Source organism: Helicobacter pylori, from assembly GCF_014497725.1.
Classification (GTDB): domain Bacteria; phylum Campylobacterota; class Campylobacteria; order Campylobacterales; family Helicobacteraceae; genus Helicobacter; species Helicobacter pylori_DE.
The window spans coordinates 71,575-88,336 of sequence record NZ_JACTGF010000002.1 but is presented as its reverse complement, the minus strand read 5'-3'; the positions used below and the strand labels follow the sequence as shown (position 1 = coordinate 88,336).

At 37.7% G+C, this 16,762-nt stretch carries 16 protein-coding genes; 6 read left to right on the top strand and 10 right to left on the bottom strand.

The genetic code is table 11. The annotated features are described in order from the left end of the window. Positions 1-37: 37 nt before the first annotated feature. From H7N69_RS02335 to H7N69_RS02290, 10 genes are all read right to left on the bottom strand, one after another. Positions 38-2,089: an LTA synthase family protein gene (locus tag H7N69_RS02335; protein WP_187884685.1), complete on the bottom strand. Its 2,052-nt coding sequence runs from the start codon at positions 2,087-2,089 to the stop codon at positions 38-40. Positions 2,090-2,094: 5 nt separating this feature from the next. Then, on the bottom strand, positions 2,095-2,649 hold the full coding sequence (locus H7N69_RS02330; RefSeq protein ID WP_165525328.1) for a 3-deoxy-d-manno-octulosonic acid hydrolase subunit 1: 555 nt from the start codon (positions 2,647-2,649) through the stop codon (positions 2,095-2,097). A 6-nt stretch (positions 2,650-2,655) separates the two neighbouring features. Next, complete coding sequence (locus H7N69_RS02325; protein ID WP_187884684.1) at positions 2,656-3,774, bottom strand: 3-deoxy-d-manno-octulosonic acid hydrolase subunit 2; 1,119 nt, start codon at positions 3,772-3,774, stop codon at positions 2,656-2,658. Then, on the bottom strand, positions 3,750-4,769 hold the full coding sequence (gene pyrC, locus H7N69_RS02320; protein WP_187884683.1) for a dihydroorotase: 1,020 nt from the start codon (positions 4,767-4,769) through the stop codon (positions 3,750-3,752). The genes H7N69_RS02325 and pyrC overlap by 25 nt, the downstream gene beginning before the upstream one ends. Before the next feature lie 3 nt (positions 4,770-4,772). Next, positions 4,773-5,735 (bottom strand): energy transducer TonB, encoded by a 963-nt coding sequence (locus H7N69_RS02315; RefSeq protein WP_001945492.1) that lies wholly within the window; start codon positions 5,733-5,735, stop codon positions 4,773-4,775. Continuing rightward, a complete protein-coding gene (locus H7N69_RS02310) occupies positions 5,719-6,600 on the bottom strand; it encodes a hypothetical protein (RefSeq protein ID WP_187884682.1) in 882 nt (293 codons plus the stop codon). The genes H7N69_RS02315 and H7N69_RS02310 overlap by 17 nt, the downstream gene beginning before the upstream one ends. Further along, positions 6,597-6,968: a flagellar motor switch protein FliN gene (fliN, locus tag H7N69_RS02305; protein ID WP_001115284.1), complete on the bottom strand. Its 372-nt coding sequence runs from the start codon at positions 6,966-6,968 to the stop codon at positions 6,597-6,599. The genes H7N69_RS02310 and fliN overlap by 4 nt, the downstream gene beginning before the upstream one ends. A gap of 83 nt (positions 6,969-7,051) precedes the next feature. Further along, positions 7,052-7,696: an endonuclease III gene (gene nth / locus H7N69_RS02300; RefSeq protein WP_187884681.1), complete on the bottom strand. Its 645-nt coding sequence runs from the start codon at positions 7,694-7,696 to the stop codon at positions 7,052-7,054. Continuing rightward, positions 7,693-7,929: a FeoA family protein gene (locus H7N69_RS02295; protein WP_078262612.1), complete on the bottom strand. Its 237-nt coding sequence runs from the start codon at positions 7,927-7,929 to the stop codon at positions 7,693-7,695. Before H7N69_RS02295 ends, nth begins: the two co-directional genes overlap by 4 nt. After that, positions 7,926-10,865 carry a DUF3971 domain-containing protein gene (locus tag H7N69_RS02290; protein ID WP_187884680.1) on the bottom strand — a complete coding sequence of 980 codons (2,940 nt, stop codon included), beginning with the start codon at positions 10,863-10,865 and terminating at the stop codon, positions 7,926-7,928. Before H7N69_RS02290 ends, H7N69_RS02295 begins: the two co-directional genes overlap by 4 nt. Between H7N69_RS02290 and mltG the strand changes: the two genes are divergently transcribed. The 6 genes from mltG to H7N69_RS02260 all read left to right on the top strand — a co-directional run bounded on the left by mltG (position 10,783) and on the right by H7N69_RS02260 (position 16,692). Next, positions 10,783-11,772 carry an endolytic transglycosylase MltG gene (mltG, locus tag H7N69_RS02285; RefSeq protein WP_187884679.1) on the top strand — a complete coding sequence of 330 codons (990 nt, stop codon included), beginning with the start codon at positions 10,783-10,785 and terminating at the stop codon, positions 11,770-11,772. The genes H7N69_RS02290 and mltG overlap by 83 nt on opposite strands. Positions 11,773-11,956: 184 nt before the next feature. Further along, positions 11,957-12,298 carry a 4Fe-4S dicluster domain-containing protein gene (locus tag H7N69_RS02280; protein ID WP_001096850.1) on the top strand — a complete coding sequence of 114 codons (342 nt, stop codon included), beginning with the start codon at positions 11,957-11,959 and terminating at the stop codon, positions 12,296-12,298. After that, a complete protein-coding gene (locus H7N69_RS02275; RefSeq protein WP_187884678.1) occupies positions 12,298-13,425 on the top strand; it encodes a 2-oxoglutarate synthase subunit alpha in 1,128 nt (375 codons plus the stop codon). The genes H7N69_RS02280 and H7N69_RS02275 overlap by 1 nt, the downstream gene beginning before the upstream one ends. Position 13,426: 1 nt before the next feature. Then, positions 13,427-14,248 carry a 2-oxoglutarate ferredoxin oxidoreductase subunit beta gene (locus tag H7N69_RS02270; RefSeq protein WP_000885307.1) on the top strand — a complete coding sequence of 274 codons (822 nt, stop codon included), beginning with the start codon at positions 13,427-13,429 and terminating at the stop codon, positions 14,246-14,248. Next, a complete protein-coding gene (locus tag H7N69_RS02265; RefSeq protein WP_000388048.1) occupies positions 14,248-14,802 on the top strand; it encodes a 2-oxoacid:acceptor oxidoreductase family protein in 555 nt (184 codons plus the stop codon). Before H7N69_RS02270 ends, H7N69_RS02265 begins: the two co-directional genes overlap by 1 nt. Positions 14,803-14,913: 111 nt before the next feature. Next, positions 14,914-16,692 carry an HAD-IA family hydrolase gene (locus H7N69_RS02260; RefSeq protein ID WP_187884677.1) on the top strand — a complete coding sequence of 593 codons (1,779 nt, stop codon included), beginning with the start codon at positions 14,914-14,916 and terminating at the stop codon, positions 16,690-16,692. The last annotated feature ends 70 nt before the right edge of the window (positions 16,693-16,762 follow it).

The following is a 16,762-nucleotide window of genomic DNA, read 5'->3' as shown; positions in this document are numbered from 1 at the left end:
ATGCGTTTAATGGAATTAAAAAACTCCCTTTAGCTTGTCAATCTTTAAGATTAGCCCCATGATAGAGCAAGTAATAACTAAGGGCTTTCAAAGATTCTAATTGTTGGTAAAATTTAGAAGCTTCTGTCTTATCGTTTTGTTTCTTGTCGTTTTGTTTATCCTTTGGCTCTTTAGGGCTTTCGTTCAAATACCTTAACCCCAAACTCGGGTTATAAAAGTAATCTTTGGTAGCGATCGCTTCATAGCCTAGCGCGTAATTGGGGTGGCTTGGAGGATTTGTTGTGTTGTTAGAAAATAAAGGCTTTCCAAAACTCACAAATTGAAAACCTTTAGGAGCGATTAATTCAATAATCGTAGGGGCGATGTCTAAATGCGAGCCGACTTGACTGATTTTTTTAGGCTTTAAAGTGGGGGCATATAAAATAAGCGGCACGGATTTAATGATATACAAATCGTTTTTAGCGTATTCATAGCTCCTGTCAAAATGATCCCCTGTGATGATAAAAAGCGAGTTAGGGAATTTTTGGCTGGCTTTTTTGATGAAATCAACCACCACTTTGTCATACCAGTAAATATGCCCTAAAGAATTAGCGTCCGGTAGATTTTCTGATTTGGGGGTTTTTTCCACAAATTGTTGGATTTTTTCTAAAGGCACGCCAAAGGCTTTGAGATTCACGTTTTTGATCGCATGATTGCTTAAAGTCATGACCATGCTGAAAGTTTTTTCATGGGGGTTGGTGTTTTCTAAAATATAGTCAAATAGAATATTATCATGCACTCCCCAGTTGCTCTCTATGGGTTTAGGGTAGGGCTTGTTTTTAACAAATTCTAAGAGATGATTGTTAAAATAAAGGGCGTGAAAACCTTGTTTTTTGGTGAAACTGGTTAATTTATTCCAAATCCCGCTGCCTCCATAATAAAAGTTGTTTTTATAACCTAAAGTCTTCATGATATTGCCGATTGCCATAGGAAAGCTAGGGAGAATCACCCCTGAATTGACTAAATTATTATCATTAATATAGGGTAAGCCTGTGATCTGGACATCTAGGCTTTTAACGGTTCGTGGGGCGCCTTCAATAAAAGCAGAAAGCATGCAGGCATGTTCTTTTTTAACCAAATCTTGTAAAGCGCTCGTTAGCCCTATGGAATCAAATTTTTTATCAAAATGCCATGAACTCAAGGACTCTGAAACGATATAAAAAACATGATCAACTTTTTGATTGGAATGGTTGTGGCTTGTTTGAGAAAGCAACTCATAGAGATTGTTTGAAGGGTTTTCTTTAAGATGGAAATAATTTTTCGCCACTTCTAAAGGCGATCCTTTAGCAAAATCGCTGAATTTAAGGTTATGGCTTTGTCTGTAATTGCGCGCTAAAAGATAAAGGTTGCGAAACGCCCCGGGGGTGATTTTCATTAAAAAAGGATCTTTGGCTGGCTCTATACTGAGATCTAAAGACGCGCCCACAAAGCTCAATTGCGCGTTGATGTAAAACATTTGCGTGAGCGAAAAAAGCGCAAATAAAATGAAAGTTTTAAGGGGTTTGGTGCGGGCGGCTTGATACACATTTTTGGGTTTAAAAAGGGCGTTTTGGAGTTTGAAATAGATAAAAGAAATTAAAACGCTAAGGATTACAAAGAGTGAAAAACTAGAAAGAATAGGGTATTCCCCACTCATTTTTAAAATCGTGAGCGTGTCTTCATGCAAAAATTCCAATAAATTTTCATCAAACACATTCCCATAAATGCCATAATAAACAATGTTCGCAATATTTAAAAACAGGATAATAGCGATAGAAAAACACGCCATAATATTAAGCATTCTGGTTTGGTGTTTGGAGGCCAATAACCCTAATAACCCGATGATGATAAAAAGAATCGCTAAGCTTGAAACCACACGATTATCGTATCTGGCTCCATTGAATAGGGTTTTAATGATTTCATCAAAAATAGGGTTTTTTAAAGCGTGCTTATAATAGCCAGTATAAAGGATAAAGACGATACGACTGAACACAAACAACAAACTCATAAAAAAAGTGAAATAAAAACCTTTTAAAAAGAGCGAAAATAGGGCATTAGATAAGGGTTTCATAAGCGTTAATACAACCTTTTTTTAGCAAGATATAAAGTCTTAAAAAAGACAAAAAGAAACAAGGGGAAATCCAATAAAGAATCTAGGATTTGAAAATTAGAACGCATCAAAAGCGAACTGGATAAAGCCACTAAAGCGATCACGCCCAGTAAGGGGCTGCTCAAAAACAAACTGCCGCAAAAAAGCGCGCTAAAAATCAGAGAAGCCATGAAATGATGGTAGATTGAAAAAGGCAAAAACCCTAAAATATCTGTCAAAAGCAACAGATTGAAAAACAGCATGACGCTATAAGATTGCAAGGTTTCTAAAGGGGGCTTTTTGAGGAGGCGGCAAGAAAAGAGCACATAAGCAAGGATCAAAAGACAGCTAAAGGGGCTTAAGGGGGCTGTAAAACTGCTTAAAAATGCATTGAGCGATAGAGAGTCTTTCAAAGCGATATTGCTTAAAATCACGCTTATTAAAGAGAGTGAAAACCTCAAACTTAACGCCTTATTTTTAAAAAAAAAGAAAATTAAAAAAACCCATACAAAACTCAGCGTGTAAGAAGAATATATGAACATGACTAATTACTTGAGAAGGGAATTTAAATAAGCCATATTGAAACGGATGTGTTTGATGTGAGAGCGGTTGTAAGTATAGACAATATCTATAAAATGAGGATTAAGACTATAGCTTGGGTAACTCACTTCATCCGCTTTATCTAAAATTTTTAAGGTTTTAAAAGAGTTTGGGTTTTCTAATTTAGAAAGCAAGAGTTCTTTACGGCGCAAAGATAAATCGCTAGGGTTGTGGATCAAAAACAATTCTTTGTTTAAGTTGATCAAATTCAAAGCGTCATTCAAGTTTTTCAAATTCGTGAGCATGGGTTTTTGCCAAGCGGTGGGGGTTTTACAGGTTTCTAGCATGAGGCTATCTTTAAAAGAATGGTTTCTAAACGCCATGATGGCGCAGTCTTTAAAGGGGGTTAGGCTTGGCTGGAGCTGGTGGTTTAGGGCATTAGGCCTTAAAAGCTCTCTTGGGTTATTTTGTTGGTCAAATTTCAACAACAAAGGGTATTGGGTGGCTAACTCGTGATAGAGCGGTAGCATAAACCCGCCATCAGTGGTGTTTAAAGGCTTATTTTTTATCAAATGGCTTAAGTTTAAAAAAGGGCTTAAAGAGAGTTTTCGCGCAAATTTAAAATGAATCGGCTCTAAAGCGCTTTCAAATTGATAGATTTTAGAAGTGGCCCACCCGCCCATGCTCACCCCTATGACAAACAACAAAATTTTATCGTCATGCAAAAAAAGCAAGGGGTTACCTAGTTTTTTGATGTATTCATGCGAATAATGAGAAAGCTCTTCTTTGGTTAAAATAATGAAGGCTTCGCTCCAGCGATTAGTCTTGTTATTAAAAAGATTCGCGCTGATTTTCACATCCCTTGCCCCTTCTTTAGTGCCGCTAAAATAAGCACTCAAAAGATTATCATTAGGCAAGCTGATTAAAGAGCTTGCATGCACGCTTAAAGCGTCATTTGGTTTAGGGATAGTGAGTTGCGTGAAATAGGGGGGGGTTTGAGTAACAAGGGTTTGATTATGCGTGAAAGCATAGGGGGGGGTTTGGCGCTTCATTATAATTAAAAATGAAACGATAAAAAGCCCCACAAAAAAGGCGGCATGTTTTAGGCGATTTCTTGAAGGTTCCAAGATAGCGTTTCGCCCCCTCTTAAGATAGCGATTTTTTCATTCAAGCAAAGCGTGTGTGTAGGGATCATAAAGGGTTTTTTAGACAAACGCGCTTTTTTACTGGGTAGATTGTCTAGTGCGTAGATTTTTTTAGCGTTATCGCTGATAAAGGCTTGCAAGTTTTCTAAAGCGTTGTGTTTTTCAAAAAGTTCGCACAACGCAGGCAATAAAATAGGGGCAGAAAAGATGCCCGCCGGGATGCTAGCGCTATGCTTTTTAGAAATGAAATGCGGAGCGCTATCAGAGCCAAAAGAGATTTTAGGGTGGGCTTTTAAAGCAAGGGATAAAAGCCTTTCTTGGTCTTTTTTGGTTTTGATTAAAGGTTTGCAAAAACAATGCGGGTTCAAACTCCCCCCTAATAAATCATCTAAAGTCATGCTGATATGGTGTAAAGTTAAAGTCGCATAGAGGTTGTCATGCTTTTCAATCAAAGCGATACTGCGCCAATCGCTCAAATGCTCTATAATGATTTTGAGTTTAGGGAATGAAAGGGCGAAAGTCTCTAAAACGCTATGGCATAAAAATTCTTTATCCAAACAAAACCCGGCTTGTTCTGCATGGATACATAAAATAAAGCCTAATTTTTGGGCGTTTTCTAAAATTTCTAAAGTTTTTTCACCCAACAAATCCGAAGTGCCGTTTTGCGCGTTTGTGGTCATGCCTTTGGGGTAGAGTTTTAAAAATCTGATACCTTTTTCGTGAGCGCGTTGCAATTCTTCTAAAGTCAAACCATCATTGAAATACAAACTCATTAAAGGCTTGAAGTTTGAAGAATTTTTTAAAATTTCTTCTTCATATTCAAGGGTGGTTGGAGTGTCAATCAAGGGCTTACTGAGGTTTGGCATGATCACCGCGGTGCTAAAAGGCTCGCTAGAATATCTTAATACCGCTTTTAAAAGCGCGTCTTCTCGCACATGCAAGTGGGCGTCTATGGGGTCAAAAAGCGTGATTTCCATTTTTTAATTGCCTCCTAAGTAATAACGCACTCTAATGCGAATGAGGGTTTTGGTTTTGGGGCGTGGGTAATCCTTATAAGCGATCTGAATGGTTTTTAAAGTGTTGTCATCAAGCATTTTGTATTCAGAGCCAATGATGATTTTAAGATCGGTAATATCGCCGTTGGGGTGCAAGTAAAATTCTACCGCATTCGTCCCGTCTTGCCCTAAATAAGCCGCTACTTGAGGGTATTCTAAATACTTTTGCGTGATGCGCCCAATATCCCTTAAATTATTCCTGATGAAATCTTTTTCGGCTGTGCCTAAATCCCCAAACTCTTCGCCATACAATTCATCAATATCCCTTCTAGTCTGGTTATCCAAGCCTTTATTATTTTCTTGTCTGGGTGGTGCAACTTCTTTAGGCAAGAAAGAAAGTTGGTTAGGGTCAAATTCTTTTTTAACAGGTTTTTTCTCTTCCACTTTTTTCTGCTCTACTTTTTGTTCCACTACTTTTTTCTCTTCTTTTTTCTCCTCTACTACTTTTTTCTCTTCCACTTTTTCCACTTTTTTAAGAGCCTTATGTTTGTGGTTAGGCTTTTTGGGTTCTGGTTTGGGCTTTGGTTTAGGTTCAGGCTTTGGCTTTTCTATAGGTTTTGGTGGGGTTGGCGGAGTGGGGGGTGTGGGTGGAGTGGGGGGTGTTGGGGGTTTTTGAGGGCCAGCTAGCGTGGGTTTAGGAGCGCCCGGGTTGTTTTTACTGGGATCTTGTGAATGGCCTCTTTTTAAAACCAATAAATTTTCAGGATTTAATTTAACGAGCTTGGGTTTTGAAGGAAAAAAATCTTCTCTGTGTTCAAATAAAAAATAAATCAACCAGTGCAACAATACAGACAGAATGAGAGAAAAGAAAAAATTCCTGTTAGAATGATCCACAGGGTCAAAATTTTTCCCTAACTTAGCAGGTTGTAGTTTAGAATTTTCCGGCATATAAATTTCCTAATTTTGAATTCTTTATATTATTTTCAGCTTCTTTAATCAGTTCTTCTTTAGATGTTTTTGGGCTTATTTTGTCTAAAAGCAGGCCATATTTATCGCCTAGTAAGACCAAGTAACGCTCCTTATTAGTTTCTATGGAAATGATTTTATGGTTCGCATCAACACGACCCAAAACACTAACTTCTAACTTAAAATCTTTTGCAGAAAAAGACCTTTGTGTGGGAACAATCTTTTTTTTGATTATATACAATATTAAGAGTAAGGCAGCAATAACCGCTAGCGCCTTATAAGCATGGCTTAAATCCAGTGGGGGTTTTAACTCTAGGGTGTTTAAGGGGCTTTGGGGTTGCTCTTTTTCATCTTGGCTTGCGAGATTGGCATGCTGAGATTTTTCTTTCAAGCTAGGCGGTGGGGCTAAATGAAAACCTTTAGGCAAAAAAAGAAAGCGGAGCTGCTTTTTATCCTTGCTGTTTGAAGCTTGGATTTCTAATTCCACTTTAGCTTTTTTAGACAAGAGGTAGATGTCATTTTGATAGGAAAACATTTCTAAGGCATTCAAAGAGGCTTCTTTAAAATCCATCATTTTTTTAGAATCTAGTTTAGCGTTTTTTAAAACAATCACTTTTTGCCCTTCAACTTCCATGATTTTAGGCGTTTTATTAAAAGGCGTTTCAAAAGTGAGCGTGGTTTGCACGGCTTTTATGGGTGGTATTGCTAGAGCGTTTGAATCGGGTTGGACTTCTTTTAACGCATTTTGCCAATGAACCAGTTTAATGGGGGCGTCATCATTTAAAGGTATTTTTTCTTCAGTCAATAACATCAAAGTAGCGCTCAGTAACAAGAACAACAATCTCATGAATTTTTAGCGAGATAATACACAATGGCGTTAGAATCAAGGATTTCATTCAAACGAATGGCTAAATTCCTTTCAAAAACCATCACCTCACCCTTACCAATAACCCGCCCGTTCACAAAAGTATCCACGCTTTCTCCGGCGGGTTTTTGCAAATCAATCACAGAGCCTTTTTCAAAACGCAAAATTTGCAACAAAGGGATTTGCGTAGAGCCAAGTTCCGCGCTAAAAACAATCTCCATGTCCAAAAGATTTTTATAATCGCAAATGAGTTCTTCTAAATAAGTGGAAAGCTCTAGTTCTCTTTCTTTATTCGCTTTCTCTTTTTCTTTTTCGGCTATTTTTAGCTTATTAGCTTCTGTTTCTGGCATAAAACTCTACTCTTTCAAGAATGATTTGACTTTGTGATTATAAAATCTTAATTTTACTATAAATTTTATAACAAATAAAGCCACTACGCCTTAAAGCGAGCTTTAGAAACGCAAAATTCTTTTAAAAAACACGCACCGCATAAGGGGTTTTTAGCCTTGCAGGTGTAGCGGCCAAACAAGATTAAGGCATGGTGGAGTTTGGATAGGTTGTCTTTAAAAAGCTCGCTCAATTCCTTTTCGGTTTTAATGGGCGTGTTAGCGTTGCTTAACCCTAAGCGGTGCGTCGTGCGGAACACATGGGTATCTACCGCCATATAATTTGCGTCAAAACACACTGAAAGCACCACATTAGCGGTTTTTTGCCCCACTCCATCTAAACTCATCAGTTCTTTTTGCGTAGAGGGGATAATGCCCTTAAAATCCCTAACCACTTTTTGCGCCATACTGATTAAATGCTTGCTTTTGTTGTTGGAATACGAAACGGATTGGATGATCTCTTTAACCTCTTCTAAAGAAGCTAAGGCTAAATCGTTCACGCTCGGGTATTTTTCAAACAGCTTGGGCGTTATTTGATTCACTCTAGCGTCCGTACATTGGGCGCTTAAAATGGTCGCCACTAGCAATTCATAGGGGTTTTTATGGTGCAATTCGGTGGTTTGGTTGGGGTAATGTTTTAAGAGCAGCTCTTTGATCTGTTGGGCTTTCGTTTTAGCGCGTTTCAAGCTCATTCTTGCGTGCTTTCTTTGATGACAAGGTATTGCGCTTCATGGGATCTTAAAGCCACTTGAATGCGGTTGATTTTAATTGAAAGCGTGGCCTTTTTCATGGAAGAATGCAAAAGGGTGCATTGAACCCCTTCATGGATACCAAAAGAGAGGAAACGTTTTTTAAGGGCTTCATCGCAGTTAGCGATTTCTACAATTTCATAAGTTTTGTCTTTAATGGCTTCATTGAGCGTCATTTTAATTTCCTTTTTGAATCAATGTTTTTTTTGACTTCATCCACGATGATGTCAATAGGCGTGAAAATACGGCGCAAGATTTTAAAAGGCGCTTGGATAATATCTGACGCTAAAGTTACTTGAGTTTTAGGTTTATCCAGCGTGCCTTTGACATTCACATTAGTGGTTACCTTACCTTCTTTCCCTAAAATGAGATAGCCCACGATAGGGATTTTATTTAAAACATTGCTCAAAGCCTTGATAGTGGAAACTTCTAAATTCAAATCTAATTTGTTTTTGTCTAATTCAATGATCCCATTGCCAGCAATATCAAGCGTTTTGCCGACAAGATCAATTTTTTCTAACCCTAAATATTCTTTAGTGATCCCAAAAACAACGGAGCCGGTTTTGATTTGATAGCCATTAGCCCCTAAATGAGGGTTTCTAAAGACAATGAGAGAGGGAATGGTGTTGATGAGATTGACCATGTTTTGCATGAGGGCGAAATTCTTTAAGCTTGTGTTTTGGAATTTCAATTCGCCATTGAAAACCTGATCTTCAAGAGCCCCAATAAGCGTGAATAAGCCTCCTTCTACGAAATCTTTTTGAAGGATGGTGTTGATATAATCCCCGCTAAAATTATGAGCCTTAAGATACAAAGCCCCATGCACTAAATCCGCCATGATCATGGCGTTTTTATAATTGCCATCAATTTTCACTCTGTCGTCTTGAGCGACAATATCAAGATTTTCTAAAGGAAAAGGCATTTTTTTATAGATCAGCACGACATCTTTAGCATGGATGCGTGTAGAGATAGGGATAATTTTGTGGGCTTTTTCATAGCGTTGTTTGGCGCTAATGAAAATATCTTCATCTTGGATTTCTTTAGAGCTAGGTTTTTCTTTTCGTTCTTTTGAGAATAATCCCGCAATCGCTGGCATCTTACTATCTAAAAAATCATCAATACTCAAATCAATGTTATTAAGGGTAATATCCTTTTGATCCCCCTTAACTTTTATAGATATGCTTTTGCTTGGAGTATAGACAGAAATTTCATCTTTATTGATAGAGCCAAATAAAGAGAGGGAATTAAACTGCTTGCCGTTGCTATGATAGATGGGTAAAGTGATTTTTAAATCTTTAGCAAAAAAATCAATATTGATAAAATCGCTCGTAGAAACTTCCAAAGAGCCATCTTCTAAGGCGAAATATTTCATAATAGGGGAATAGGGCTTGATTTTTTTCAAATCTTTGATTCTAAAAACATAGGCGTTATCTTTAAATTCGCCCTCTAATAAAAGTTGTGGCACGCTCCATTGCATGTGGTTGGGGTTAGAAAAATCAAAATTCAAAGAAAGGTTTTTAAGAGTGTCTCCTGTAGCGTAGAAAACATCTTTGGTGAATTTATCTTCACTTTGGGCTTTAATGGTGTCTATGATTTTTCTTCTAAACGTCTCTGAGTTTTCACCCTCTTGAATAACAGAATGCAAGCTTTTTAAATCCAAAGAAAATTTAGTAGGCTGTGGGTTATCTGGGTCGTTGTTCAAGCCATAAGAACGCATGTTGATATTATTGTTAGTGTTGAATCGTATTTTATGGACTAAAGAATCCAAAGAAAGGGTTTTTTTATTCAAATCTAAAGCGATTTTAGCGTCTAAATCCAGCATGTTTTCATAGCGGGTGTGGGTAGTTTCTATGTAGATGTATTGGTATTCTTGGGTAATATCTAAGCTTATATTAGCGTTTTGCGTATAAAGGGGGATATTATAGAGCGAGAGAGTGCCTTCTTGCAAATTAACGCTGCCTTGAACGCTAAATAAGGGGGCGGTGTTTTTCAAGAATTGTAAGGTGAGTTTCAAATCCGCGCTAGATGGCATGCTGATTTTATCCAAAGGTAAAACGACTTTATAAGCGCTCAATAAATCCTTAATGCTATCGCCATAATAATTAGGGGTCGTTTTTAAAAAAATCTCCAACTTGGGGGCTTCTAACAAATTGGAAAAAGTGGCGTAAGAGCCGGTTAATTCCATGGTTTCATAAGTGATTTTTTGGGGCTGTATGAGGAGCTGTTTGTTTTTGAAGATCAATTCGGTTTTATCCATTTTAATGGGCGATAAGCCATCATTAAAAACTACTGAAGGTTTAATCAAAGTGGCTTTAACTACAGAATTTTTCAAAAGCGATGGGATAAACTCGCTAGGAGTGAAATTGGCTTTAATTAAAGCGTTATCAATCTTAAAGCTAGCAAATTGGATCTTGTCAAAAATCCATGTTTTTAAATTTTTTTGCGATTGGCGTTGGAAAAGGGGCTTTAAAAACGCTAGGCTTTTCATTGGAGAAGTGTTGATTTTTAATTCTATGGTTTTTAAATCGGTTAGCCCTTGCAAATAAATTGCAGCGCTGGGTTCAATTAAGGGCTTGACAATCAAATTAAACGCCATTTTCCTAGCTTTGGGTGAATAGTGGGCGTTGCCATCCACTTGGACTTTAATGTCTTTAAAAAGCAGATTGATGATTTTAAGCTTGATATTTTTATCATCTTCTAGGGAAAATTCCCCTTTGATTCCTGGAAATTCCAACTCGTATTTATTCCCATCAAAAAAGATATTGGCTTTATTTTTATCATCTAAAATGATCTCTTTGACTTTCAGCTTTTCAAAATAAGACACCGCCCAAATACCATAACGGATATTTTTAATCAAATCAGAAACTTCTAAACGCTTTTTAGTGGGTTTTTGATGGAAGAAAGAAGAGAGATCAATGCGTTCAATTTCTAAAGAAAGCTTGTTATTGAGTTTTAAGTATAATTCAGAAATGCCAAGTTTCCCAATTTTTAAATTTTGTATGTGAATGCCGTTTGAAAGGGTTTTGTGAATGACAACTAAAAGAGTGAATACTGCCACAAACAAGATAATGACATTAAACACTTTCTTGGATACATGTTTTCTTTTATTCATCAGTATTCTTTTTTATTTAAGTATACCAATTTATCCTAATAAAGTGGTGGTTGTCCCGCAAGGTTCGCTCAAAAAAGTGTTTTTTTCTTTGAAAGAGCAAGGCGTGGATATTAACGCTTTGGATTTGCTTTTGTTGTGCCTAATGGGCATGCCTAAAAAAGGCTATATTGACATGGGCGATGGGGCTTTAAGGAAGGGGGATTTTTTAGTCCGTTTGATCAAAGCAAAAGCGGCGCAAAAAAGCGTTACTTTAATCCCTGGAGAAACCCGCTATTTTTTCACGCAAATTTTGAGCGAAACTTACCAGTTAGGAGTTGGCGATCTCAATGAAGCTTATGAAAGCATCGCGCCACGATTAAACGGCTCTGTGATAGAAGATGGGGTGATATGGCCAGACACTTATCATTTACCCTTAGGGGAGGACGCTTTTAAAATCATGCAAGCTTTAATCGGTCAATCCCTTAAAAAACACGAAGCTTTAAGCAAACAATGGCTTGGATACTACCATAAAGAAGAGTGGTTTGAAAAAATCATTCTCGCTTCTATTGTGCAAAAAGAAGCCGCTAATACTGAAGAAATGCCCCTGATTGCGAGCGTGATTTTTAACCGCTTGAAAAAAGGCATGCCTTTACAAATGGATGGGGCTTTGAATTATCAGGAATTTTCACACGCTAAAGTGACCAAAGAGCGCATTAAAACCGATAACACCCCCTACAATACTTATAAATTTAAGGGCTTGCCTAAAAATCCTGTGGGGAGCGTGAGCCTAGAAGCGATTAGAGCGGTGGTATTCCCTAAAAAAACTAACTTTTTGTATTTTGTGAAAATGCCGGATAAAAAACATGCTTTCAGCGCGACTTATAAGGAGCATTTAAAAAACATCAATCTTTCTAATAATCATTTTTAAAATTAGGGTTAATGGGGCGTTTTTTCTTTTAAATTGAGTAAAAAGTGTTTAGTATTTTCTCATTTTAATTTTAAGTTCTTACTATTAAAGCATTTTAGATTTTGTTAAAAAAGGCTTGCTACAATTTTAGGCAAATTTTGATTGCTAGGGCTTAAAATACAGCTTTTAGCACAAAGGAGAATGAATGGCTAAAATGAACGCTCCAGATGGGGTTGCCGTTTGGGTGAATGAAGACAGGTGTAAGGGTTGTGATATTTGCGTGTCGGTATGCCCTGCTGGGGTTCTTGGCATGGGGATTGAAAAAGAAAGGGTGCTTGGAAAAGTGGCTAAAGTAGCCTACCCAGAGAGCTGTATTGGTTGCGTGCAATGCGAGTTGCACTGCCCGGATTTTGCGATTTACGTGGCTGATAGGAAGGATTTCAAATTCGCTAAAGTTTCTAAAGAAGCCCAAGAAAGAAGCGAAAAAGTTAAGGCCAATAAATACATGCTCTTAGAAGAGACTATTTTAGAAGGGAGAGGCAAATAATGCGTGAGATTATTTCTGATGGGAATGAATTAGTCGCTAAAGCGGCGATTGAAGTGGGGTGTCGGTTTTTTGGGGGCTATCCTATCACGCCAAGCTCAGATATTATGCATGCGATGAGCGTGGCTCTGCCCAAATGCGGTGGCCATTTTATCCAAATGGAAGATGAGATCAGCGGGATTAGCGTGTCTTTAGGGGCGAGCATGAGCGGGACGAAGTCTATGACAGCGAGTTCTGGTCCTGGTATTTCATTGAAAGTGGAGCAAATCGGTTATTCTTTCATGGCAGAAATCCCTTTAGTGATCGCTGATGTGATGCGTTCAGGCCCATCAACCGGAATGCCCACTCGTGTGGCTCAAGGCGATGTGAATTTCTTAAGACACCCTATACATGGGGATTTTAAAGCCGTCGCGCTCGCTCCTGCGAATTTAGAAGAAGCTTACACCGAAACCGTTCGCGCGTTCAATTTGGCTGAAATGCTCATGACTCCTGTGTTCTTGCTCATGGATGAAACCGTGGGGCATATGTATGGCAAGGTGCAAATCCCGGATTTAGAAGAAGTGCAAAAGATGACCATTAATCGTAAGGAATTTGCGGGCGATAAAAAAGACTACAAGCCTTATGGAGTCACGCAAGACGAACCGGCCGTTTTAAACCCTTTCTTCAAAGGCTATCGCTACCATGTTTCAGGCTTACACCATGGACCCATTGGCTTTCCTACTGAAGACGCCAAAATCGGTGGGGATTTGATTGACAGATTATTCCATAAGATTGAATCCAAGCAAGACATTATCAATGAAAATGAGGAAATGGATTTAGAGGGCGCTGAAATCGTTATCATCGCTTATGGTTCGGTTTCTCTAGCGGTTAAAGAGGCTTTGAAAGATTACAATAAAGAAAGCAAGCAAAAAGTCGGCTTTTTTAGGCCTAAAACCTTATGGCCAAGCCCGGCTAAACGCTTGAAAGAAATAGGGGACAAATACGAAAAAATCCTTGTGATTGAATTGAATAAGGGGCAATATTTAGAAGAAATTGAAAGGGTTATGCAAAGGAAAGTGCATTTCTTTGGGCAAGCCAATGGGCGCACGATTTCGCCCAAACAAATCATCGCAAAGTTGAAGGAGCTTTAAAATGGCGTTTAATTATGATGAATATTTGCGTGTGGATAAAATACCCACTTTGTGGTGTTGGGGCTGTGGCGATGGCGTGATTTTGAAATCCATTATCCGCACGATTGACGCTTTAGGTTGGAAAATGGATGATGTGTGCTTGGTGAGCGGGATTGGTTGCAGTGGGCGCATGAGTTCGTATGTGAATTGCAACACCGTTCACACCACGCATGGCAGGGCTGTAGCGTATGCGACAGGGATTAAACTGGCTAATCCTAGTAAGCATGTGATCGTGGTTTCTGGCGATGGCGATGGCTTTGCGATTGGAGGCAATCACACCATGCATGCATGCAGAAGAAACATTGATTTGAATTTTATTTTAGTGAATAATTTCATTTATGGTTTGACCAACTCCCAAACTTCGCCCACCACGCCTAATGGCATGTGGACGGTTACGGCTCAATGGGGGAATATTGACAACCAGTTTGACCCATGCGCTTTAACCACCGCTGCAGGGGCGAGTTTTGTGGCTAGAGAGAGCGTTTTAGACCCTCAAAAATTAGAAAAAGTGCTTAAAGAAGGATTCACGCATAAGGGTTTTAGCTTCTTTGATGTCCATAGCAATTGCCATATCAATTTAGGGCGTAAGAATAAAATGGGCGAAGCGTCTCAAATGTTAAAATGGATGGAAAGCCGATTAGTGAGCAAACGCCAGTTTGAAGCCATGAGTCCTGAAGAAAGGGTGGATAAATTCCCTACAGGCGTTTTAAAGCATGACACGGACAGGAAAGAATATTGCGAAGCGTATCAAGAAATCATTGAAAAAGCACAAGGAAAACAATAATGGAAGCGCAGTTACGATTTACAGGCGTTGGAGGGCAAGGCGTGTTGTTAGCGGGAGAGATTTTAGCTGAGGCTAAGATTGTGAGTGGGGGTTATGGTACTAAGACTTCCACCTACACTTCGCAAGTGCGTGGAGGGCCTACTAAAGTGGATATTTTGCTAGATAGAGATGAAATCATTTTCCCTTATGCTAAAGAGGGCGAGATTGATTTCATGCTTTCAGTCGCTCAAATCAGCTACAACCAGTTTAAAAGCGACATTAAAAAAGGCGGTATCGTTGTCATTGATCCCAATCTGGTAACCCCCACTAAAGAAGATGAAGAAAAATACCAGCTTTATAAAATCCCCATTATCAGTATCGCTAAAGATGAAGTGGGTAACATTATCACGCAATCGGTGGTGGCGCTAGCGATTACCGTGGAGCTGACTAAATGCGTGGAAGAAAATATCGTGCTAGACACCATGCTTAAAAAAGTCCCTGCAAAAGTCGCTGAAACGAACAAAAAAGCCTTTGAAATTGGCAAAAAACATGCTTTAGAAGCTTTGAAAAAATAAGGGGGTAACTCCTTATCTTATTTTTCTTTAGCTGTAGCTTTTTCCCCTTTTTTTGTATTTTTGAAAAAAAAAAAAATGATATAATGCTCAAATTTTACAAAGGATTCTTGTATGCGCAAATTTTTGGATGGGGCAAAAAGTGAGGTTTTAAAATACGATGTGATTTCTTTTGATATTTTTGATACCCTTCTTTTAAGACCTTTCATTAAACCCACAGATTTATTTTGGTATATTGAGACTAAATATAATATTAAAGGTTTTCATCAAGCAAGAATCCTGGCAGAAATGCAATCTAGAAAATTAAGCAAAAAACAAGACATCACTCTAGATGAAATTTATTATCAAATCCCAAAAGAGTTTCATTCATATAAGGGAGTGGAAATCGCCACTGAAAAAGAGATGCTTATTCCAAACTTGGAGATGTTAGAACTCTATCGTTTCGCTAAAGAGAACAATAAAAGAGTGATTATTGTATCAGATATGTATTTACCTTTAGAAGTCCTTGAAGATATTTTAATTTCTAAGGGCTTTGGTGGTTATACAAATTTCTATCTTAGTAACCATATAATGCTCACTAAACATTCAAAAGATTTGTTTAAACATGTTTTAAAACAAGAAAATATTACTCACACGCAAATGTTGCATATCGGTGATAATTCTTGGGCAGACGACGCTATGCCTAAAAGTTTAGGCATAGCAACGCTATTTAGAAAAAGCGTGTTGAAACAATTAGAAGAAGCTTTTCCTAAATACAAAATGTTCACTCCAACCAGTGTTGCGCAAAGTTTTATTTTAGGTTCTTTATGCGTTTTTTATAAAAATCATATTCAAAAACATGAAAAATTTGATTATTGGTTTCTCTTGGGAGCGATGCAGGCAGGAATTGTAGCCGTTGCTTATTGCCAGTTTATCTATAAAGAGATTCACAAAAGAAATATTGATACTTTAGTGTTTGTTGCGCGAGATGGTTATTTATTGCAAAAAATTTTTAATATTTTATATCCAAATTCATATAAAACTACTTATGTCTATGCTCCCAGAATTTTAAAAAAAGCGGTATTTTTAGAAGTCGTAGAGGGCGAGAGTTTGGAGATTTTGCGTATTTTAGAAGGCGAAGAAGAAGTTAAAAAGAAACAAATCACCACCAACCAACAGGCGTATGTATATCTCTATAGCAATTTTGAACATTGCCGCCATTTAGCGTTAAAATGTTTAGATAATTACAGAAAATACTTGTCTTCATTAAATTTAGAGGGAAATATCGCTATTGTAGATACGATTACTTTGGGCTACTCTTCGCAAGAGTTAATCCAAAAAGCTTTAAACAAAGAAGTTTTGGGTTGCTATGTGGATCTCCTAAGAATTTTAAATTATGATTGCGTGAGTTTCTTACCTTTTTCACACCCTAAACCCGTTTATTTTCATAATTGGGATTTCATGGAGTTTTTGCTAACAAGCCCTGAATACCCTATTTTAAATGTAGAAAATGGCGTTCCAATCTATCAAAAAGACGTTTCATCTTGTGAAAAATACCGCTCTAAAGCTTATGAAGAAATAGTAGAAGGGGCTGTTGGATATGCTTCATATTTTAAAGAAAGTCAAATTCCTTTAGACATTCATGATGTGATAGAATGGGTGAATTTCTTCATTGACAATCCTAGTATTCAAGATCAAGAGCAATTCAAACAAATTTATTTTTTTCCAGACGCGACGCATAAAAACGCTCTGCCCTTGTTTTGTAACGATGTTTCTTTGCTGTCTTGTATCTTAAAACCTTCACAAAGTTATGGCGTATTAAAAAGAAGTCTTAGGACAAACAAGCAAGAGAGATTGTTTAAAATATTATCTCTAATTAAAAAAATCTATGGGAAGTTAAAAAAGAAATCATAAAATTGGCTCTGTTTCAATCAAATATGGATAACTAGGGCTTTCTCCCTTAAAATAATTCTCTCAAAAGTTA

Bases quoted from the DNA above. Each gene is read 5' to 3' on its own strand.
- H7N69_RS02335 (WP_187884685.1), bottom strand. From the start codon at position 2,089: ATGAAACCCTTATCTAATGCCCTATTTTCGCTCTTTTTAAAAGGTTTT.
- H7N69_RS02330 (WP_165525328.1), bottom strand. From the start codon at position 2,649: ATGTTCATATATTCTTCTTACACGCTGAGTTTTGTATGGGTTTTTTTA.
- pyrC (WP_187884683.1), bottom strand. From the start codon at position 4,769: ATGGAAATCACGCTTTTTGACCCCATAGACGCCCACTTGCATGTGCGA.
- H7N69_RS02315 (WP_001945492.1), bottom strand. From the start codon at position 5,735: ATGCCGGAAAATTCTAAACTACAACCTGCTAAGTTAGGGAAAAATTTT.
- H7N69_RS02310 (WP_187884682.1), bottom strand. From the start codon at position 6,600: ATGAGATTGTTGTTCTTGTTACTGAGCGCTACTTTGATGTTATTGACT.
- fliN (WP_001115284.1), bottom strand. From the start codon at position 6,968: ATGCCAGAAACAGAAGCTAATAAGCTAAAAATAGCCGAAAAAGAAAAA.
- nth (WP_187884681.1), bottom strand. From the start codon at position 7,696: ATGAGCTTGAAACGCGCTAAAACGAAAGCCCAACAGATCAAAGAGCTG.
- H7N69_RS02295 (WP_078262612.1), bottom strand. From the start codon at position 7,929: ATGACGCTCAATGAAGCCATTAAAGACAAAACTTATGAAATTGTAGAA.
- mltG (WP_187884679.1), top strand. From the start codon at position 10,783: ATGACAACTAAAAGAGTGAATACTGCCACAAACAAGATAATGACATTA.
- H7N69_RS02290 (WP_187884680.1), bottom strand. From the start codon at position 10,865: ATGAATAAAAGAAAACATGTATCCAAGAAAGTGTTTAATGTCATTATC.
- H7N69_RS02280 (WP_001096850.1), top strand. From the start codon at position 11,957: ATGGCTAAAATGAACGCTCCAGATGGGGTTGCCGTTTGGGTGAATGAA.
- H7N69_RS02275 (WP_187884678.1), top strand. From the start codon at position 12,298: ATGCGTGAGATTATTTCTGATGGGAATGAATTAGTCGCTAAAGCGGCG.
- H7N69_RS02270 (WP_000885307.1), top strand. From the start codon at position 13,427: ATGGCGTTTAATTATGATGAATATTTGCGTGTGGATAAAATACCCACT.
- H7N69_RS02265 (WP_000388048.1), top strand. From the start codon at position 14,248: ATGGAAGCGCAGTTACGATTTACAGGCGTTGGAGGGCAAGGCGTGTTG.
- H7N69_RS02260 (WP_187884677.1), top strand. From the start codon at position 14,914: ATGCGCAAATTTTTGGATGGGGCAAAAAGTGAGGTTTTAAAATACGAT.